We start from the raw sequence: 18,502 nt of genomic DNA, 5'->3' as shown, positions 1-18,502 counted from the left end.
CCGCCCATGTCCGTCGAGTCCCAGGCCTTGATTCTCTTGCGTGATGCGCACGCGCTGCGCGTGCGGCAGGTGAAGGAGTGGGGGGAGATCCTCACCGGCTTCGAGGGCCGCAACCGCTACGAGGTGGTGGGGGACGACGGGCGCCCGCTCTTCTTCGCGGGCGAGGTGGGCGGCGGCATCGGGCTGTTCCTGCTGCGCAACCTCCTCAAGGCGAAGCGGCCCTTCACCATGGAGCTGAAGTCCGCGCGCGGAGAGACGCTGCTGCGGCTGCGCCGTCCGTGGCGCTTCTGGCTGTCCCGGATGGAGGTGGAGGACGGCGAGGGGCGGCACCTGGGCGCCATCCAGCAGCGCTTCCGCTTCTTCACCCGCGCCTACGACGTGCTGGGGCCCCGCGACGAAGAGCTGGCCCAGCTGAGCGGGCCGTTCTTCAAGCCGTGGACGTTCAACGTGGAGCAGCAGGGCCGCGAGGTGGGCACCATCGCCAAGAAGTGGAGCGGCTTCGGCAAGGAGCTGTTCACGGACGCGGACAACTTCGGCGTCCAGTTCAACGGCCTGCGCGACCCGCACCTGCGGACGCTGGTGGTGGCCGCCACGTTCCTCATCGACTTCGTGCACTTCGAGGACAACAACGGCGGCTGACGGCTAGCTGTCGCGGTGCAGCGTGGGCACGCGCGGCCGCCCCGCTTCGTCGCGCGGCAGGCCGTCGAACGTCTCCTCGGACGGCGAGGCGGGACGCCAGCGCTGCACCTCGCGCACCATGAAGAAGGCCGCCGCCGACAGCACGCCCAGGTCGTCCAACCAGCCGAACACCGGGATGAAGTCCGGGATCGCGTCCACGGGCGACAGGAAGTACAGGACGGCCAGCAGCCCGGACAGCTTCCGCCACGTCGCCACCCGGGGGTCGCGCACGTACTGGAAGAAGCGGACGCCCATCCCTCGAAGGCCTGCGATGTTCATACCCCTCCCTACGCATGGGGGACGCGGATGATTGCACCTTCCGTGCCCACCGCTCGCACGCAGGGTGTGCGAGCAGGCTAGCCGACTGTCTCCTCCAGCACCTCCGCGCGCCCGGCCACCTCCAGGCGGGCGCGGCTGCCCTCGCGCAGCGGGGAGGACGGGGCGGCGCGCACCACCAGGGCCATGCCCGCGCAGGACACGGTGAAGTCCACGTGCGCGCCCCGGAAGGCGCGCTCCAGCACCTCGGCGCGCAGCGCGCCTCCCACCGCCACGCCGTCCGTGTCCGGGAGCAGGCGCAGGGCTTCCGGGCGCAGGGAGAGCATCACCTGGCCGCGGGCCTCGGCGTTCAGCGGCACGTTCCCCAGCGAGGTGCGCGCGACGCGGCCGAAGGCGGAGCCGGGGAGCAGGTTGGTGCCGCCCAGGAAGTACGCGGCGAAGGCGGTGCGCGGTGCTTCGTAGACAGACTCGGGGGCCCCCTGCTGCTCCACGGTGCCCGCGCGCAGCAGCACCAGCCGGTCCGCGAAGGCCAGCGCTTCGCCCACGTCGTGCGTGGCGAAGAGCACCGCGGTGCCGCGCGCCTTGAGCACGCGGCGCCACTCCCCGAGCAGCGCGGCGCGCAGCCCGGCGTCCATGCCCGCGAAGGGCTCATCCAGCACCAGCAGCTTCGCCCCGGAGGCCAGCGCCCGGGCCAGCAGCACGCGCTGCCGCTGGCCCCGGGAGAGCGTCCCACAGAGGCGCTGCTCCACCTCTTCGAGCTGGAAGAGCGCCAGCATGCCTCGCGCGTGCGCCAGGCCCTCGCCCTTCGGCTGCGCGTCCAGCACCACGTCCCGCACGGTGAGGCCCGACTCGAGCTCGGCGTCGTGGAGCACGCGGCGCAGGGGACGCTGCTCCGGGGGGACGAAGGCGTCCGGCCCCGCGAGCACCCGGCCCGCGAGCGTGACCGTGCCGGAGGACGGCCGCTCCAGGCCGGCGACCAGCCGCAGCAGCGCGGACTTGCCGGAGCCGGAGGAGCCCATCAGCGCCACCGCGTCTCCCGGCTCCAGCGCCAGCGACACGTCCCGCACCGCGGGGGCGGCGGCGCCCGGATACGTCAGGGAGAGGGAGTCGAGCGTGAGCAGGGCCATGGCGGCGGGCACACTACGGTGCGGCCTCCGCCGGGCAAAGCACCGTGTCCCAGGGCTGGGCACTGCCAGACGCCCGGCGCGAGCGGCCCTCGCCCGGCGTCCGCGCCCGGGCACGGCGACGTCCAGGGGCCCCGGCCATGGCCGCCCACGGCCTGTCTCGGCGCATCTCGCGAGCCCATTCCCCCCAAGCGGCCGCGGTCCCTCCGCCATACGGCTAGGCTCCCGTCCCGCTTCCGCCTTGCACCCAGGAGTCCCCATGTCACGCCTGCTCATCGCCTGCGCGGTCCTGCTGGCAATCCCGTCCTTCGCCCAGGCCCCCAGCGCCCCGGCGTCACCGCCCCAGGCCGCCGCCCCCGAGGAGAAGCCCCACCCGCTGAAGGCCGCCGCCGACCGCACCCAGGCCGCCCTCGCCCAGCTGCCCCCCGCGAAGCCCGAGGACGTGAAGTCCCAGGACGCCATCCTCAAGGCCCTCTACGACGTCATCAGCGGGCCCGCGGGCGCACCCCGCGACTGGCAGCGCTTCCGCTCCCTCTTCTACCCGGGCGCCCAGCTGATCCCGCTCGTGAAGCCCCCGGGCGCGACCACGCTCGTCGCACGCCCCATCACCCCGGACGACTACGTGACGTGGGGCCAGCAGGCCACCGCCACGCACGGCTTCTTCGAGAAGGAGACCGCGCGCAAGACCCATGCCTTCGGCGCGCTCGTCGAGGTGATGAGCACCTATGAAGCGCGCGGCACGCAGGACGGGCCGCTCATCGCCAAGGGCGCCAACAGCATCCAGCTCTTCAACGACGGCCAGCGCTGGTGGGTGATGAGCATCTTCTGGCTGGACGAGGCCACCGCGGGCCTCAAGGTGCCCAAGGACGTCAGCCAGAAGTAGCCCGCGCCCGCCAACGCGAAGGGCCGGCACCCGGAGCGCATCTCGCGCCCCGCGTCCGGCCCTCCGTGCTTCCACTCCCGGGACGTCAGCCTTCCGAGCCGGGCTCGCCTTCCGGAGCGGGCTCACCCGCCGGGGCCTCCGCAGCCGCGGCGTCCGCCGGCGCGGCGTCCGAAGCCTCTCCCGCCGCCTCCACCGGAGACGTGGTCTCGTCGGCCTCCTCCTCGGACTCCTCGCCCTCTGGCAGCTTGGAGATGGCCATCACCTTCTCCTCGCCGTTCTCCAGCGCGATGAGGCGCACGCCCTGCGTGTTGCGGCCGATGACGGAGATCTCCTTCACCTTCATGCGGATGAGCATCCCGCCGTTGGTGACGAGCATCACCTCGTCGCTGTCCTTCACCTGCACCACGCCCACCACGCGGCCGTTCCGCTCGGTGGTCTTGATGTCGATGATGCCCTTGCCGCCACGGCCCTGCTGGCGGTACTCGCCGCCCTCCGTGCGCTTGCCGTAGCCGTTCTCCGTCACCGTGAGGATGGCGCTGCCCTGCTCCGCCGGCGTCTGGCCCTCCTCGGGCTCCTTGTCCAGGAGGTCCGCGCCCACCACCTCGTCGCCGTCCTCCAGCGTGATGCCCTTCACGCCGTAGGCCTGACGGCCCATGGAGCGCACATCCTCTTCCTTGAAGCGGATGCTCATGCCCGTGGCCGTGGACAGGAGGATGTCCTTCGTCCCGTCGGTGATCATCACGCCCACCAGCTCGTCACCGTCGTCGATGCCCAGCGCGATGATGCCGCTGGCCCGGACGCTCTCGAACGCGCTCAGGTCCGTGCGCTTCACCACGCCCTTCTTCGTGACGAAGAAGACGTAGCGGTTCTCCGGGAAGTCGCGCGTCACCAGCACCTGCGCCAGCCGCTCCCCTTCCCCGAACTGCACCAGGTTCACGATGGCCTTGCCCCGTGACGTGCGGCTGCCCTGCGGAATCTGGTGCACCTTCAGCGAGTACAGCTTGCCCTTGGTGGTGATGGGCATCAGGTACGCGTGCGTGCTGGCCACGAACACCTTGGTGACGAAGTCGTCCTCCTTCGTCCCCGCGCCCGTCTTGCCGCGCCCGCCGCGCTTCTGCGCCCGGTACTCCGACAGGGGCGAGCGCTTCACGTAGCCCGTGTGCGAGAGCGTCACCACCATCGTCTCCTCGGCGATGAGGTCCTCGCTGGTGAAGTCATCCACCGCGCCCGTGATCTCCGTGCGGCGCTTGTCGCCGTAGCGCTCGCGGATCTCCATCAGCTCCGCCTTGATGACGCCCAGCAGGCTCTTCTCGTTGGCGAGGATGTCGCGCAGCCGCGCGATGTCGCGCACCAGCCCGATGAGCTCCTTGAACAGCTCCTCGCGCTGCAGGCCGGTGAGCCGCTGCAGGCGCATCTCCAGGATGTTCTGCGCCTGGTCCTCGCTGAAGCCCGCGCCCTCGTACTTGTGCTCCAGGCCGCCGTACGCCGGCTCCTCGTTGCGCGCGCGGCTGACCAGCAGCTCCATCTGCGCCTTGGCCTTCGCGTAGTCGATGCGATCCAGGTTCTGGAAGCGCTCGCGCGTGTAGAGGTCCGGCGACAGGATGTTCATCAGGCCCCAGCGGGCCTCGTCCGGGTCGCGAGACGCGCGGATGAGGCTGACCACCAGGTCGATGAGGTCCTGCGCGACGAGCAGGCCTTCCACGATGTGCATGCGCGCGAGCGCCTTGCGCAGCTCGTAGCGCGTGCGGCGCGTCACCACGTCGCGGCGGTGCGCGATGAAGCGGTCCAGCAGCTCCTTCAGGTTGAGCGTGCGCGGCTGCCCGCCGTCGATGGCCAGCATCACCGCGCCGAACGTCGTCTCCATCTGCGTCATGGAGAAGAGGTTGTTGAGCACCACCTGGGAGATGGCATCGCGCTTGAGCTCGATGACGATGCGCATGCCCTGCCGGTCGCTCTCGTCGCGGATGTCGCTGATGCCCTCCAGCTTCTTCTCGCGCACCAGCTCGGCGATCTTCTCGATGAGGCGCGCCTTGTTCACCTGGTAGGGGATCTCCGTGACGATGATGGCCTCACGGTCGCCCTTCTTGTTCGTTTCGATCTCCGTGCGCGCACGGATGGTCATGGAGCCGCGGCCCGTCTCGTAGGCGCGCCGGATGCCCTCGCGACCGGTGATGATGGCCGCGGTGGGGAAGTCCGGTCCCTCGATGAACTCCATCAGGTCCAGGACGGTGCAGTCCGGGTTCTCGATCAGGTGCAGCGTCCCGGACACCACCTCAGTCATGTTGTGCGGCGGGATGTTGGTGGTCATGCCCACCGCGATGCCGCTGCTCCCGTTGACGAGGAGGTTGGGGAACTTGGCCGGCAGGACGAGCGGCTCCTCCAGCGAGTCGTCGTAGTTGGGGCCGAACTCGACGGTCTCCTTGTCGATGTCCGACAGGAGGTCCTCCGCCAGCCGCTCCATGCGCACTTCCGTGTAGCGCATGGCCGCCGGCGAGTCGCCGTCCACCGAGCCGAAGTTGCCCTGGCCGTCCACCAGCAGGTAGCGGAGGCTCCACTCCTGCGCCAGGCGCACCATGGCGTCGTAGACGGACGAGTCGCCGTGCGGGTGGTACTTACCGATGACATCACCCACCACGCGCGCGCTCTTCTTGTAGGCGCGGTTGTGGAGGTTGCCCAGGTCGTTCATCGCGAAGAGGACGCGACGGTGCACGGGCTTCAAGCCGTCGCGCACGTCAGGCAGCGCGCGGCCGATGATGACGGACATCGAGTAGTCGAGATACGAACGGCGCATCTCGTCTTCGATGTTGATGGGAATGAGCTCTCCGGCGCCGCTCGACGGAGGAGGCGCGGGGGGCGTTGCCGGCGTGTCGGTGGTGTCGTCAGCCATGGGCTCTGGAAGGTGCGGACGGGCCCCTCACGTGGGGGGCTCCGCCCGATGGGAGAGTGTTCGTAACCCCTGGATTTCCCTCAGTCAATAAGGGAAACAGGGGGGATTCGCCACGGCTGCCCGCCCGCCCGGTCCGAGGGGTCGGAGGAGGTGTTTCCGAGGCACCCGGAAGCAACACCCAGGCGGTGCGTTTTCAGCCCCGCCGGAGGGGGGTTTTCGGGCCTTCTTTCGGACCTGCTTCAGGCCTTCGGGCGGAGGCTCGCGGCCAGCCGTTCGGCTTCCGCGCCCACGCCGCCCTGGGGGTCCCTGGCCTTCGCGGCGTCGAACGCGGCCAGGGCCCCGGCGCGGTCGCCCCGAAGCTTCAGCGCGACGCCCACGTTGAGGTGCGCGGAGGCGTTGTCGCGGTCCATGGCGAGCGCCTCGCGGAACAGCGCGAGCGCCTGGTCCACATCACCGGAAAGGAGCGCCTCGCGGCCCGCCTGCACGCGCTTGTCCGCGTCGTTGACCAGCTCGACCTCCAGCACGCTCTTGCCCACGACGTTGGCCACGAGCATGCGCAGGATGCCGCCCCAGTAGAACGACAGCCCCTCCGCGGCGACGACGGCGGCCAGGGGCAGGTCGGGCAGCAGCTGCTTGCCCCGGAACTTGAAGCGCACCTTGGTGTAGCGGCCCTTGTTGGTCCAGTGCACCAGCTCGCCCCGGAGCTTCTTGAGGCCTGCTTCCAGCTGGGCGGGATCGATTTCAAAAGGCAGCACCCCGCCCTTCGACTCACCGGCGGGCAGGCGCTTCGTGGCGCCCTCGCGAGGGTCGGCCGCGGGGCCGGTGTCGAAGACGGGCTCGCCCTCCAGCACGGGAGGCTTCGGGCCGGAGGTGGCGGCGCGGTGGGGCTCCACCTTCGCCTTCACCGGCCGGGCCGAGGGCTTCGCGGGCGCGGCCGGGCGGGCGGGCTGCTTCTTCGCCTTCGCCGGGGACTTGCGGGGTGCCGTTCTTGCCATGGAGTCCACTCTAAGCGACCCACCCCGCCGCCGCTCGTGAAGACGTGCGAAGACGCCCATCTCAGACAGTGCCCGGCCGGTGGCCCCAGACCCCCACCATCAGGCTGGGCACCAGCACGCCGCCGCCCGTGCGCAGCTCGGCGGCGAGCCGGGCGGCCAGCGTGTCGACGTCCACCTCCATGGGCAGCGCCACGCCCAGCCGCTGCATGTGGGGCAGCAGCGTGCGCACGGTCTCCACCAGGGTGTGCGTGGGGTCCGAGTCCGGCGTCACGCCCACGCGCCCTCCCACCACGCCGTCCGCCACCACCAGCCCCGCGCGCCGGAGCGTGGCCACCAGCTCCATCCCCATGTGCACCTTGATGCCCACCCGTTCGCAGGTGGGCAGCATCCAGCTCCAGATGCGGTGGAACAGCGGCAGCTTCGGGTGCACCAGGCCCATGGCCGACAGCTCCAGCTCGTGCAGCGCCATCACGCCACCGGGGCGCAGGTGCTCCGCCATCTGCTGCACGAACGCGCTGGGGTCGGGCTGGTACATCAGCACCAGCCGGCTCACGATGGCGTCGAAGGGCTCCCCGCGCTGAAGGGTCTCCAGGCTGCCCTCCTGGAAGCGGACGTGGGACAGCCCCAGCGCCTCGGCGCGGCGCCGGGCCCACGTGAGCGCGCGGGCCTCGCGGTCGAGCCCCACCACCTCGCCCGTGGAGCCCACCTGCTCCGCGGCGAGGAACGACACGCTGCCCACGCCACAGCCCACGTCCAGCACCCGCATGCCGGGCCGCAGCCCCGCGCCGCGCAGCACCGCCTCCGTCAGCGGCGCGTACAGCCGGGCCTGGAGCGCCTGCCACCGCAGCTCCCGGTCCTCATCGCCCGGGACGCGGTCCTCCGCGGATTCCGTTCTCTCGACGCGCATGGGCGACTCCTCTGGGGACAAGGGCTGCGAGTGGAGCACCGCAAGGTCGCAAACCTCCGCCTCCCCGGCGCTCCCCCCCGAGGTCCCGGGGCAATGACAGACATCCGCCCGGCTCCGCTCCCTCGGGGCAGGCGAGCGTTCACCCGAGGACAGACCCACGCCCCGTGCGTCCAGGCCCGAGGGCCCTCCGCGGGACGCCCTCCCGCGTGCGCCATGCCTCCTGATTCCACGACAGCCCGGCGAAGCCGCTGCCGCGTGCATGCCTTCGCGGGTTCCACCGGCGCGCGGCCGTGAAACAATCCGTGGCCTCCCCCCACCCGAAAGAACGCACCATGACGCGCATCCGGCCCGTTCTCCTCTCCGCCCTGTTGTCCGCCTCCCTCGCCCACGCGGCGCCCGCCGTGCCCTCCGCGGAAGGCGCCTGGCCCCGGGTGCGCAAGGAGCGCCTCCAGAAGCTGCTGCCCCAGGCCATGGCCCGCGCGGGCGTGGATGCGTGGGTGGTGCTCTGCCGTGAGAACGACAACGACCCGCTCGCCGGCCACATTGGCGGGGAGAACGCGGGCGGCACCGCCGCGTTCCTGTTCCTGCGCGACGGCGACGCGCTGCGCTCCGTGGCGCTGTCCCCCGCGGGCGAGGCCACCGCGCTCAAGGACATGGGCGTGGTGGATGAGGTGGTGCCGCTGGAGCGGGGCACGGACCTCCACGCGCTCGTGGCCGCGCGGCTCGTGAAGGCGAAGCCCGCGAAGGTGGCCATCAATTCGTCGGAGCAGATGCCCATCGCGGACGGGCTGTCCGCCACGCAGCGCGCGAAGCTGGAGGCGGCGCTGACGCCCGCGCTGCGCAAGAAGCTGGTGTCCTCCGAGGACCTGGTCGCCGAGTGGCTGTCGGTGAAGCTGCCGGAGGAGGTGGACTTCATGCGCAAGGCCGCGGACCTCACCGCGAAGCTGGAGGAGGAGGCGTACCGCACGGTGGTGCCGGGCAAGACGCGGGACTCGGACGTGGCGCGCTTCCTGAAGAAGCGCATCGCGGAGCTGGGCGTGGGCGACGGCTGGCAGCCGGACCAGAACCCCAACGTGAACAGCGGGCCCACGCGCGGGCACTCCAACGCCACCGACCGCGTCATCCAGCCGGGGGACTTCATCCAGACGGACTTCGGCATCCGCGTGGGCGACACGTGGGTGACGGACATCCAGCGCTTCGCCTACGTGCTGGCGCCGGGGGAGACGCAGCCCCCCGCGGAGGCGCTGGCGAAGTGGGAGAAGTCGAAGAAGGGCAGCCGCATCGCGCTCGCGGCGATGAAGCCCGGCGTGCGCGGCTACGACGTGGACAAGGCCCAGCGCGACTGGATGCGCGAGGCGGGCTCCGAGCCCGTGATGTGGGGCACCGGCCATCCCGTGGGCTACTGGGCCCATGACGCGGGCCCCGCGCTGTCCGGCGCCGCGTCCGGCAAGCCGCCCACCGGCTCCGCGCTGCGCCCGCTGCGGCCCGGGCAGGTGTTCGCCTTCGACGGCTTCTTCGCGTGGAAGGACGGCAGCAGCCCGGATGCGCTGCGCATCCTCTCCGTGGAGGAGATGGCCGTCGTCACCGAGACCGGCGCCGAATACCTCAACCCACCCCAGGAAAAGCTCATCCTCATCCCGTCCCTCACCGCCGTGACGACTCCGCAACCTTGAGCCCCGCCGCGCCCACACCCTGCGACGTGGGTGCATCCGACCCCGGAGACCTGCCCGGTGGGGTGTGGCGCGCGGAGACAGAGGCTCGGTTACACTCGGCCGCATCGCCGCTCAGTCAGGCGCTGGAGGGCCGCCCCATGCCAAGCGTGTTGGTCATCGACGATGACCGCTTCGTCCTCGCGACCGTGGGGGATGTCCTGCGTGGCGCGGGCTACACGGTGCTGACCGTGCAGTCCCCCGCGGAGGCGTTCCACCTGGACCTGACTGGCGTGTCCGCCATCCTGTGCGACTACAACATGCCGGAGATGACCGGCTCCGACGTGCTCGTCGCCATCCGCGAGCTGCAGGAGTGCCAGGCGCCGTTCATCTTCCTCACCGGCCACTCGGAGCTGGACGACCTGATTCCCGTGGCCATCCGCTACGGCGCGGAGCTCCTGCCCAAGCCCGTGGACCCGGCGGAGCTGACGCGGCTGTTGCGCAAGCAGCTGGCGGCCTGAGCCGGAGGCGCGGTCGCGGCGCCCGCTTCAACCCCGTTCGCTGAGCAGGGCGCCGGCGCGCGCTTCCACGCACGCGCTCCGGGCTGCTCGCGCGGGACCCTCAGCCGAGCACGGCGACGAGCTGACGGCACTGCGCGAGCAGCGTGCCGTCCTGGGTCCAGAGCAGCTGCGACTCCTCCGTGTAGCCGTCGGAGGCATGCCGGGAGCGGCCGGTGCGCAGGTAGCGCGCATCCGGCGCGAGCCCCGCCACGGGGAACGTCTGGAAGAACTGCACGCTGAAGTCCACCGACGCGGCCGCGCGGAAGCCGTCCATGCGCGACAGCACCGACGGCGGATACGCATCCATCAGCCCCACGCACAGGGGCCCATCCAGCACGGTGGGGTCGCGCGGCCGCAGCCAGCCCCCCACCTCCGCCACGGAGCCGCCCGAGTACGGCGCCGGGCCCACGCAGAAGTGGTACTCGAAGAAGCGGCAGAAGTCCGGCATCGGCGCGTCCTCGGAGACGGGCGTCAGCGCCTCCGGGGCCGGCACCTCCGGCATGACGAACTCTTGATAGGCAGGGGCGCCCCCGCGCGCGGCACCGAACGTGGCGGTCGCGACGGCGACCACGCCTCCGCTTCCCTCCACGCGCGCGGTGGCGTGGGTGACGAGCTTGCCGGCGCGCTCGATGCGCGTGTGCACATCCGCGATGCCCTCCACGGCGGGCGAGCAGAAGTGCACCGTGAGCGAGCGCACCGGCCGCCGGGCGTCATTCAGGTGGTGCTCCAGCGCGCGCAGCACCTGCCCCGCCACCACGCCGCCGTAGGCGCCACGGCCTTGATACCAGGCCGCCTCGTAGCGGGAGCGGTAGTGCCCGGGTTCCATCGGTTCAACGAGGGTGGCGGCGAGGAAGGCGGCGGTCATGATGCACCGCATCCTACGGGTGCCCGTGGGATGTCACCACGATTCGAGTCCGCGCGGGCTGTCGCTCGCCTGGACGCGCGCCCGGTGAAGGCTCCCCCACCCCCGCGAACGCGCGCGGCGGACGCGTTCGCGAAGGGACTGGGCGCGGCTCAGCCCTGATAGGACTCGTCCTGCTCGATGCGGCTGAGCACCCAATCGAATTCACCGGAGACCACCCGCGCCTGGCAGTGCGTGCAGTGGCCCGCCATGTTGATGGACAGGGGGGCGCCGCACGACGGGCACGCCTTGCGCGTCGAGGGGCTGCCCTTCACGCCCCGGCCGCGGATGAGCGTCCAGTACTCGCTGTACGCCCGCTCCCGCGTCCGGCTGCCGCCCACGACCTGCCCGTCCTGGTCCCGCACGGTGTAGTCCAGGCTGACGGCGTGCATGCGCAGGGTGACGGCGTCGAAGTAGGCATCCCGGGTCACCCGCGCGAGCGTCACGCCCGTGATGCGCGCGTCCTCCGTGATGTTGCGCAGACCGGCCTGGCGGTAGGCGTTGATCCAATAGAGCTGCGTCTGGAAGAGGTTGTCGCTGAGGAAGGGCCGCATGCCCTGCCACTCGCGCTGGGACCAGGCCGTCTGCATCTCGCCGAAGATGAACTCCAGGCGCTTGCGCACGGCCATGGCCGTCGCGGACGGATCCTCCTTCCGCAGCGCGTCCATCCGCTCCCGCGCGTGGGGGTCCTTGACCGTGGGCAGCTCGGTGCCCTCCTCCTCCGTGGTGCCGGTGAGCTGGGGGCCGCGCCGCTCCCGCTCCCGCGACGTCACGCGGGTCACCACCCAGTCGTACCCGCCGGTGTTCACCACCGTGTTGCAATAGGAGCAGGTGTTCCCCTGCACCGCATCCAGCGGCGCGCCGCAGTGGGGGCACTTGAACGCGCGCACGTCTTCGGGCGGCCGTGACTTCACGAACGCGCCCCGCTCCAGGCGCCACTCCTCCGCGACGTACCAGCTCTGCTCGGACCTGGAGACCTCCGTGTAGTTGGCCTCGAAGCGCAGGACCACGCGGACGCGCCGGCTCTTCGCGCCCACGCCCTCCACCGACTCGTACGTGGTCGCGCCCACCACCACGGCCTTCACCGCGTCCGGCGTCCCCAGCTCCCTGAGCGAGGCGATGGCGCTGTCGGACAGCCAGCCGCCCAGCGTGTCCAGGCGGTCGCCGCCGCGCGCCTCGTGCACCCGGGCGAAGAGCGAATAGACGAAGTCCTCGAAGAGGACGATGGAGAAGTCCGGATCCAACGGCTGCAACCGCCCGTCCGAACCGCGAGGCCCCACGCGAGCCAGCCCCTCGAGCTTCGCGCGCAGCGAGTCCTGGCGCCGGGGCGGAGGGGCCTTCGGCGCCGTCGTGCTCCACTCCTCCTCGTCCGACCTGGACTTCGCGCGGATGGCCAGGAGGAGCACGACGGCCACGACCAGCGGCATGACGAAGACCGTTCCATTGGCGCCTCCGCCCCCCGAGGACGACGACTCGCCGCCGCTGGAGCTGGCGTAGGAGCGGCTGCCGGAGCTGGAGGAGGACCGGCTGCTGGAGCCGAACGAAGAGGAGCGGCTGCCGGAGCTGGAGGAGGACCGGCTGCCAGAGGAGCTCCGGCTGCTCGACGAGCCCCGATAGGAATTGCCGCCGCCGGGGCGCGCCTCGGAGACAGGGAGGGCGCCGAAGCCCAGCCCCAGGAGCAGCGCGACGGCGAGCAGGAAGGTCCTTGAGCCCCTCACGCGACGGCTCCGGGCATGTCCGGCAGTTCGTTCACGTCATCCTCCTGGCGGGGCAGGACGCGGGCCAGCGGCGCCTGGATGCGGAGCAGGGCCTCGAAGAAGGGGCCGGGCACGGTGGACGCGGCCAGCGTGGCGGCCAGCCGCGTCAGCGCCTCCTGCCACTCGGCGCCCAGGAGCGCGGTGTCCACGCCGTGGTCGCAGACGACCTCCACGCGGCGCTCGAAGAGGGAGACGAACACGAGGATGCCGGTGCGCCGCGAGGTGCGCGACACGCCCAGCGCGGTGAAGGCGGCTTGCGCGGCGGTGCGCACGGAGTCCTCCTGGAGCTTGCGCGAGGTGAGCGCGCGGCGGAGCGCCGGGAGCAGGCGGCTCGCCAGCGCCCCCGCCGCGAAGGCCAGGAGCACCGCGGGCGGGAAGGCGAACAGGTGGATGTCCTGGGGAATGAACAGGAGCACCAGGAGCACCCCGAACGCGGCGCTCGCGCCCAACCGGGCATCGGTGTGGGCGTAGTGGCCGGAGGCGGAGCGCACCGACACCACGACCTCCGCGGACGTCTGCGATTCAATGGCCGCGACAGCTTCGGCGGCCTGGGTCCGGGCGGCGTCTTCGAGGAAGGTGTTGGCCATCGTGGGCGGGCACTATAGCCAACCCGCCGACGGCCTGACGCCTACGCGGGCAGCGCCCAATCGATGGGGCGCTGGCCGTGCTTCTCGAGCGCGGCGTTGGTGGTGCTGAAGGGCTTGCTCCCGAAGAACCCCTTGCTGGCGGACAGCGGCGAGGGGTGCACGCCCTCCAGCACGATGTGGCGCTTCGAGTCGATGAGGGCGGTCTTCTTCTGGGCGGGCTTGCCCCAGAGCAGGAAGACGACGGGGTCTGGCCTGGCGCTCACGGCGCGGATGACGGCGTCGGTGAAGTGCTCCCAGCCGTGCTTCGCGTGGCTGTTGGGCGTGGCCTGGCGCACGGTGAGCACGGTGTTGAGCAGGAGCACGCCCTGTTTCGCCCAAGGGATGAGCGACCCGTCGCGCGGCTTCGGGGCGCCCACGTCGCTCTGGAGCTCCTTGAACATGTTCACGAGCGAGGGCGGTGGGGGGACGCCGGGCTGGACGGAGAAGGCCAGGCCATGGGCCTGTCCGGGGCCGTGGTAGGGGTCCTGGCCCAGCAGCAGCACGCGCACGTCGGCGTAGGGCGTGAGACGGAACGCGGAGAACAGGTCCTCCTCCGACGGGAACACGGTGTGTTCCTTGCGTTCCTCGCGCACGAACGTCTCCAGCGCCTTGAACGACGGCGCGTGGATGGCGTCATGCAGCACCTGCTTCCAGTCCTCGGGCAACCCGTCCACCAGCATCGTTGCGTCCCTCCCAGGAGCCCTACCCTAGCCAAGACGCGAGACAAGCGGTGAAGGCGTTCACGCCCGGGGGCCGGGCGCAGGCCATCATGGAGATGGGCCGCTCAGGGGGCGGGACTCCCCGCGTCCAGCCATTGGGCTGGGAACGAGGGAAGCGCCTCTCCCCAGGAGGTATCTCCCACCGGAATGGAGGGGTCCGAGGCTCCATCGGGATTGCCCGCATCGGGGCTGCCAGACATGGGCGTTCCATTGGGCTCTCCGTCGTGGAGCCGCCGCAGGATGCGTCCATCGGATACCCGGACCGCGTAGGTGGCACTTCCATCCAGAGGAACCCCTCCCGGTGCGCAGGCACGAGGATCCACGTCCATGCGGATGAAGGCGATGTCGCCCTCTCGCAAGAGCCGGAAGCGATAGGCCTCTCGCCGGCTCCAGCAAGGCCGTCCCTCCTGCCCTTGGGGAAGGAAGTCGTCGGCCGCGACAACCATCGCGCGAAGCAGGGCGCCCTCCAGTGAGTACGTCTGGCCTGGCGCCCCCACGGACAGCACCTCCTGCGAGAACATCTCCGGGAAGACGATGGACCGGTCTTCCTGCGCCAGCGTGCCGGACGGCGCCAGGTCGCGTCGCATGCACCCGCTCCACAGCACCACCCCCAGGAGCAGCAGCCGCTTCATGGCCCCACTCCCCTCATGCAGGGTCCCTGGAGTTTCTGGATGGTGAAGTCCAATGCCTCCGCATCCTGCCACGTGACACGCCCCGTCTGCTCGCACCGCCACCCCGACGCATCGCGCGTCCATTTCAACAACTGACCCGTGAGAGGAATGTACTGGTGGAAGCCGTCACACGACGCCGGCTCCATCACGTTGGAGAAGAAGGCCACGATGGACAGCCTCACGCGGCCACTCTCCGTCTCGCTCTCGAAGCCGTGGACCCGTCCTTCGGAGACGATGAAGCGCAGGTCATTGGCGGACAGCGCGCTGCCATAGGGATGGTTGTGAAGCGCGTAGATGTAGCGAAGGGCTTCGGCCGGATACCGCGCATCCACGACCCGGGATGGCAACAGGCAGCTCTTGCTCCTTTGTACGGGATCGACCCTCGACTGGTCCGTCAGGCGACTGACGACGTAACGATGCTCCGGCGTGTAGTACAGCCAGGCGCAGTATTCGCTGGAGACGCGCCAGCGGGTGTCGAAGCTGGGATGGTCCGGGCGGCCCGCGCTTGCGTGAGGTTTCGACAGGATCTTCCCGCAAGCGGCGAGCAGTGCATCCGAGGACGACTCGAAGGGCCCGAGCAGGGGCCCCGGAATCTCCTCCAGGAAGGGGGCTCCGGACTCAGGCCGCACCAGGTCTGGGTCGGGCGGAGCGGAGGACGCACAACCCCCAAGCGAGGACAGCCACAAGCAGCACCACCAGGGACCACGCATGGGCTGAGAACCTCCGCTTCGAAATGGCGGGCCGCGGCCCGAGGTCCCCAGAGTGCTGGAGTGTCGCACCGGAAAGCGAGCAGGCAGTCAGGGTTGAGAGCTTGGGGCCGGGGCCGGGGCGCGCTAGCCTTGCGCCCGCCATGACGATGTACACCGAGTCGCTCCGCGCCTTCCTCAAGCCCGTCCTGCCCTACCTGGACGACGAGTCGGTGTCGGAAATCATGATCAACGGCCCCACCGACGTGTGGATCGAACGCAAGGGCCGGCTGATCAAGACGGATGCTTCCTTCTCCGACGAAGGCCTGCTGGGCGCCGCGCGCAACATGGCCCAGTTCGTGGGCCGCCCGCTGTCCGAGGAGCGCCCCCGCCTGGACGCGCGCCTCCCCGACGGCAGCCGCATCCACGTGGTGATTCCGCCCATCGCGCGCAACGGCACCACCATCTCCATCCGCAAGTTCTTCAAGGACAAGCTGACCATCGACTCGCTGTTGAAGTTCAAGTCGCTGACCCAGCCCATGGCGCGCCTCATCGAAGCGGGCATCGCCACCAAGCTCAACATGCTGGTGGCCGGCGGCACCGGCTCCGGCAAGACGACGCTCCTCAACATCGTCTCGTCCCTCATCCCGGACGAGGAGCGCATCCTCACCATCGAGGACTCCGCCGAGCTCCAGCTCAACCAGTCCCACATCGTGGCCTTTGAATCGCGCCCCGCCGACAAGTTCGGCAAGGGCGCGGTGGACATGGGAGACCTGCTGCACTCCGCGCTGCGTCTGCGCCCCGACCGCATCGTGGTCGGCGAGGTGCGCGGCGGCGAGGCCTTCCACCTCATGCAGGCCATGAACACCGGCCACGGCGGCTCGCTGGCGACGACGCACGCGAACACGCCCACGGACACGCTGCGCCGCATCGAGTCCCTGTGCCTCATGTCGTCCGTGGAGCTGCCCATGGTCGCCGTGCGCGCCCAGGTGGCCAGCGCCATCAACTTCGTCATCTGCTGCGAGCGCCTCCACGACGGCAGCCGCAAGACCATCGCCCTGTCGGAGGTGCTCCCGCTCAACGAGAAGGGCGAGTACCGCACGCAGGACATCTTCGTCTTCACGCCCGTCGCCAAGGACGAGCACGGCAACATCCTGGGCTACCACGCGCCCACCGGCATCATCCCCAACTTCATCCAGAAGGCGCGCGCGTACGGCTTCGACGACCTGGACGACACCTTCTTCGACCCGGCCACCTACGGCGTGCCGCCGCCGCCCAACTTCCAGGTGGGCGAGGCGTACACCCTGCGCTGGGCCCCGTCGCTGAAGCACCGCGAACAGAACCTGCCGGATCCCGCGCACTTCAAGGAGGAGTGGGCCCGCTTCGAGCAGCTCCTGAAGAACGCGGCCCCGGACGGCCCCGTCTCCGGCCACGCCTCCCCCAAGCCCGCGGCGCCCGCCGCCGCGAAGCCCGCCGCCGCCCCGCCGCCGCCGCCCGCGAAGGCCGCTCCGGCGCCGCGCCCGGCGCTGCCATCCCGTCCGCCGCCCCCGGCCGCGAACGACGACGACAAGACGCCGCCGCCCACGCGCAACCCGTTCGCCGCGGAGGAGGACACCCGCGCCTCGCCCATGTCCGAACCGCTGGTGCAGGTCTCGGAGGACCTGCTCGCGGAGGCGCCGCCCACCCGGAACACCCCGCCCCCGCGCCGCCCTCCGCCCCCGTCCCCCGCGCGCCAGGGCCCGCCGCCGTCCAACCCCCTGCGCGCGGGTGCGCCGCCGGCGCGCCGTCCGCCAGGGCCGCCGCCTCCGCCCTCGGATGACGAGGACGAAGAGGATGAGCGACCCAGGACGGAGATGAACACGTCGGAGAAGACGCAGATCCGCCCGCCGCCGGAGCGCCCACGCCGGTAGGCGCGGGGTCCTGACGCCCGCGCCATCTTCGCCGCCGGACGTGTGCCGCCGGCCCCGGTGCCAGGTTCGTTTCGGCCCCCACTGCCAGCGCGACGTCTCCACGCGCACCGTCAACCTGGACCGGGGTGCGCGGCGCGGCGCGGCGACCTTCCAGGTATCCGAGGCCATGGTGACGTGACGCATCCATGCCCGGCGCCCGACGCAGGACATCGGCGTCGCCCCGGCGTGGGTGGGGCCCTGTCCCACCACCCGGGACCGCGAATCCTGACCTTGCGAGGAGGACGGGTCGGGGAGAAAGTGGCCCCGTGTTGATCCCCTTCCTCGCCGCGCTCACCCTGGTGGTCGCCCAGGCGCCCGCGCTCCCCTCCCCCGCGAAGCCCGTCACCGTGTTGTTGGCACCGACGGACGTGACGCGGGGAACGCCGCGCTATCTCGTCGGAACCGCCCAGGAGCACGTGGCCGAGCAGCTCAAGGCCCGGGGCCTGGAGGTGATCCGCGTGGAGGACGTGACGCGCACGCTGCCGAAGAAGAAGCGCACGGCGATGATGCGCTGCAACCGCACGCAGCCTTCGTGCATCGCGTCGCTGGGCACGGCCGCGAAGACGGACGTGGTGATGGTGACGGAGATTGGCCCGTACCTGAACGCCTACAAGGCCGGCGTGCGCGTCTACACCGCGCAGGACGGCGCGCCGCTGGTGGAGGAGTCCGTCCCCGGCGTGAGCGAGGACCAGGTGCTGGACGCGCTCAACAAGTCATTGGACGTGGTGGTGCCGCGCACGCTGCGGGTGCTGCGTCCGGAGCCGGTGGCGCCACCGGTGACGCCGCCCGTGGCCCAGCAGACGCCCACCGTGACACCCGGTGAGAAGCAGCCGGTGGGGCCGGACCTGACGCCGGGCGTGCTGCCTCCCAACCAGATGGACTTGACCGACACGCCGAAGGTGGAGGCGTCGGGGCGGCGCCAGTGGGCGTGGCTGCCGGCGGCGGGGGGCGTGGTGCTCGCGGGCGTGGGCACGGTGTTCTATGTGCAGTCGCGCGGCAAGTTCCGGGACCTTCAGGCGGAAGGCCCCATCACCAACGGGCAGGACCTGAAGGACTCCGGCAAGCGCGCGCAGACGCTGGGGGTGGTGGGCATGGGTGTGGGCGCGGCGGCGCTGGTGACGGGCGCGCTGATGTACTTCGTGCCGGTGAAGCAGACATCGGTTCAGCCGTCCGTGACGCTCACACCGCGAGGCGGTGGGCTGGGCGTGGCCGGAACGTGGCAGTGAGGGCAGGG

At 71.1% G+C, this 18,502-nt stretch carries 17 protein-coding genes; 6 read left to right on the top strand and 11 right to left on the bottom strand.

What is annotated here, in order from left to right:
• The first annotated feature begins 6 nt into the window (after positions 1-6).
• On the top strand, positions 7-639 hold the full coding sequence (locus GTY96_RS16530) for a phospholipid scramblase-related protein (RefSeq protein ID WP_143904173.1): 633 nt from the start codon (positions 7-9) through the stop codon (positions 637-639).
• 3 nt (positions 640-642) lie between these two features.
• On the opposite strand, the gene GTY96_RS16525 is transcribed toward GTY96_RS16530, so the two are convergent.
• Together GTY96_RS16525 and GTY96_RS16520 are read right to left on the bottom strand one after the other, a co-directional pair.
• On the bottom strand, positions 643-957 hold the full coding sequence (locus GTY96_RS16525; RefSeq protein WP_143904171.1) for a YkvA family protein: 315 nt from the start codon (positions 955-957) through the stop codon (positions 643-645).
• A 77-nt stretch (positions 958-1,034) separates the two neighbouring features.
• The gene (locus tag GTY96_RS16520) at positions 1,035-2,081 is read right to left on the bottom strand and encodes an ABC transporter ATP-binding protein (protein WP_161665215.1); all 1,047 of its coding nucleotides are present in this window, start codon (positions 2,079-2,081) and stop codon (positions 1,035-1,037) included.
• A 256-nt stretch (positions 2,082-2,337) separates the two neighbouring features.
• Between GTY96_RS16520 and GTY96_RS16515 the strand changes: the two genes are divergently transcribed.
• A complete protein-coding gene (locus GTY96_RS16515; protein ID WP_143904167.1) occupies positions 2,338-2,961 on the top strand; it encodes a nuclear transport factor 2 family protein in 624 nt (207 codons plus the stop codon).
• Between the two features lie 85 nt (positions 2,962-3,046).
• On the opposite strand, the gene gyrA is transcribed toward GTY96_RS16515, so the two are convergent.
• The 3 genes from gyrA to GTY96_RS16500 form a co-directional block, all read right to left on the bottom strand.
• Positions 3,047-5,848 carry a DNA gyrase subunit A gene (gyrA, locus tag GTY96_RS16510; protein ID WP_161665214.1) on the bottom strand — a complete coding sequence of 934 codons (2,802 nt, stop codon included), beginning with the start codon at positions 5,846-5,848 and terminating at the stop codon, positions 3,047-3,049.
• 239 nt (positions 5,849-6,087) lie between these two features.
• Positions 6,088-6,843 carry a tetratricopeptide repeat protein gene (locus GTY96_RS16505; RefSeq protein ID WP_161665213.1) on the bottom strand — a complete coding sequence of 252 codons (756 nt, stop codon included), beginning with the start codon at positions 6,841-6,843 and terminating at the stop codon, positions 6,088-6,090.
• A 61-nt stretch (positions 6,844-6,904) separates the two neighbouring features.
• Entirely contained in the window at positions 6,905-7,750 is an 846-nt protein-coding gene (locus GTY96_RS16500) for an SAM-dependent methyltransferase (RefSeq protein WP_161665212.1), read from the bottom strand.
• Positions 7,751-8,082: 332 nt separating this feature from the next.
• Between GTY96_RS16500 and GTY96_RS16495 the strand changes: the two genes are divergently transcribed.
• Together GTY96_RS16495 and GTY96_RS16490 are read left to right on the top strand one after the other, a co-directional pair.
• A complete protein-coding gene (locus GTY96_RS16495; RefSeq protein WP_143904160.1) occupies positions 8,083-9,423 on the top strand; it encodes a M24 family metallopeptidase in 1,341 nt (446 codons plus the stop codon).
• 137 nt (positions 9,424-9,560) lie between these two features.
• Positions 9,561-9,920 carry a response regulator gene (locus GTY96_RS16490; RefSeq protein ID WP_143904158.1) on the top strand — a complete coding sequence of 120 codons (360 nt, stop codon included), beginning with the start codon at positions 9,561-9,563 and terminating at the stop codon, positions 9,918-9,920.
• A 100-nt stretch (positions 9,921-10,020) separates the two neighbouring features.
• Here the strand turns inward: GTY96_RS16490 and GTY96_RS16485 are convergent, their stop codons facing one another.
• The 6 genes from GTY96_RS16485 to GTY96_RS16460 all read right to left on the bottom strand — a co-directional run bounded on the left by GTY96_RS16485 (position 10,021) and on the right by GTY96_RS16460 (position 15,343).
• Positions 10,021-10,824 carry an acyl-CoA thioesterase gene (locus GTY96_RS16485; protein ID WP_143904156.1) on the bottom strand — a complete coding sequence of 268 codons (804 nt, stop codon included), beginning with the start codon at positions 10,822-10,824 and terminating at the stop codon, positions 10,021-10,023.
• Between the two features lie 149 nt (positions 10,825-10,973).
• A complete protein-coding gene (locus GTY96_RS38565; protein WP_161665211.1) occupies positions 10,974-12,578 on the bottom strand; it encodes a TIM44-like domain-containing protein in 1,605 nt (534 codons plus the stop codon).
• Positions 12,575-13,204 carry a TPM domain-containing protein gene (locus GTY96_RS16475; protein ID WP_161665210.1) on the bottom strand — a complete coding sequence of 210 codons (630 nt, stop codon included), beginning with the start codon at positions 13,202-13,204 and terminating at the stop codon, positions 12,575-12,577. Before GTY96_RS16475 ends, GTY96_RS38565 begins: the two co-directional genes overlap by 4 nt.
• 41 nt (positions 13,205-13,245) lie before the next feature.
• Complete coding sequence (locus GTY96_RS16470) at positions 13,246-13,923, bottom strand: uracil-DNA glycosylase (protein WP_161665209.1); 678 nt, start codon at positions 13,921-13,923, stop codon at positions 13,246-13,248.
• A 104-nt stretch (positions 13,924-14,027) separates the two neighbouring features.
• Positions 14,028-14,594: a hypothetical protein gene (locus tag GTY96_RS16465; RefSeq protein ID WP_161665208.1), complete on the bottom strand. Its 567-nt coding sequence runs from the start codon at positions 14,592-14,594 to the stop codon at positions 14,028-14,030.
• The gene (locus GTY96_RS16460; RefSeq protein ID WP_143904147.1) at positions 14,591-15,343 is read right to left on the bottom strand and encodes a hypothetical protein; all 753 of its coding nucleotides are present in this window, start codon (positions 15,341-15,343) and stop codon (positions 14,591-14,593) included. Before GTY96_RS16460 ends, GTY96_RS16465 begins: the two co-directional genes overlap by 4 nt.
• A 140-nt stretch (positions 15,344-15,483) precedes the next feature.
• On the opposite strand from GTY96_RS16460, the gene GTY96_RS16455 reads away from it, so the two are divergent.
• Positions 15,484-17,229, top strand: a complete 1,746-nt coding sequence (locus GTY96_RS16455; RefSeq protein WP_161665207.1) for a CpaF family protein — start codon at positions 15,484-15,486, stop codon at positions 17,227-17,229.
• Positions 17,230-17,534: 305 nt separating this feature from the next.
• Positions 17,535-18,494: a hypothetical protein gene (locus tag GTY96_RS16450; protein ID WP_143904143.1), complete on the top strand. Its 960-nt coding sequence runs from the start codon at positions 17,535-17,537 to the stop codon at positions 18,492-18,494.
• The last annotated feature ends 8 nt before the right edge of the window (positions 18,495-18,502 follow it).

Source organism: Corallococcus silvisoli, assembly GCF_009909145.1.
Classification (GTDB): Bacteria; Myxococcota; Myxococcia; order Myxococcales; family Myxococcaceae; genus Corallococcus; species Corallococcus silvisoli.
This window is presented reverse-complemented; position numbering and strand designations above follow the sequence as displayed.

Bases quoted from the DNA above. Each gene is read 5' to 3' on its own strand.
- GTY96_RS16485 (WP_143904156.1), bottom strand. From the start codon at position 10,824: ATGACCGCCGCCTTCCTCGCCGCCACCCTCGTTGAACCGATGGAACCC.
- GTY96_RS16530 (WP_143904173.1), top strand. From the start codon at position 7: ATGTCCGTCGAGTCCCAGGCCTTGATTCTCTTGCGTGATGCGCACGCG.
- GTY96_RS16525 (WP_143904171.1), bottom strand. From the start codon at position 957: ATGAACATCGCAGGCCTTCGAGGGATGGGCGTCCGCTTCTTCCAGTAC.
- GTY96_RS16490 (WP_143904158.1), top strand. From the start codon at position 9,561: ATGCCAAGCGTGTTGGTCATCGACGATGACCGCTTCGTCCTCGCGACC.
- gyrA (WP_161665214.1), bottom strand. From the start codon at position 5,848: ATGGCTGACGACACCACCGACACGCCGGCAACGCCCCCCGCGCCTCCT.
- GTY96_RS16460 (WP_143904147.1), bottom strand. From the start codon at position 15,343: ATGCGTGGTCCCTGGTGGTGCTGCTTGTGGCTGTCCTCGCTTGGGGGT.
- GTY96_RS16465 (WP_161665208.1), bottom strand. From the start codon at position 14,594: ATGAAGCGGCTGCTGCTCCTGGGGGTGGTGCTGTGGAGCGGGTGCATG.
- GTY96_RS16505 (WP_161665213.1), bottom strand. From the start codon at position 6,843: ATGGCAAGAACGGCACCCCGCAAGTCCCCGGCGAAGGCGAAGAAGCAG.
- GTY96_RS16520 (WP_161665215.1), bottom strand. From the start codon at position 2,081: ATGGCCCTGCTCACGCTCGACTCCCTCTCCCTGACGTATCCGGGCGCC.
- GTY96_RS16470 (WP_161665209.1), bottom strand. From the start codon at position 13,923: ATGCTGGTGGACGGGTTGCCCGAGGACTGGAAGCAGGTGCTGCATGAC.
- GTY96_RS16500 (WP_161665212.1), bottom strand. From the start codon at position 7,750: ATGCGCGTCGAGAGAACGGAATCCGCGGAGGACCGCGTCCCGGGCGAT.
- GTY96_RS16455 (WP_161665207.1), top strand. From the start codon at position 15,484: ATGACGATGTACACCGAGTCGCTCCGCGCCTTCCTCAAGCCCGTCCTG.
- GTY96_RS16475 (WP_161665210.1), bottom strand. From the start codon at position 13,204: ATGGCCAACACCTTCCTCGAAGACGCCGCCCGGACCCAGGCCGCCGAA.
- GTY96_RS16515 (WP_143904167.1), top strand. From the start codon at position 2,338: ATGTCACGCCTGCTCATCGCCTGCGCGGTCCTGCTGGCAATCCCGTCC.
- GTY96_RS16495 (WP_143904160.1), top strand. From the start codon at position 8,083: ATGACGCGCATCCGGCCCGTTCTCCTCTCCGCCCTGTTGTCCGCCTCC.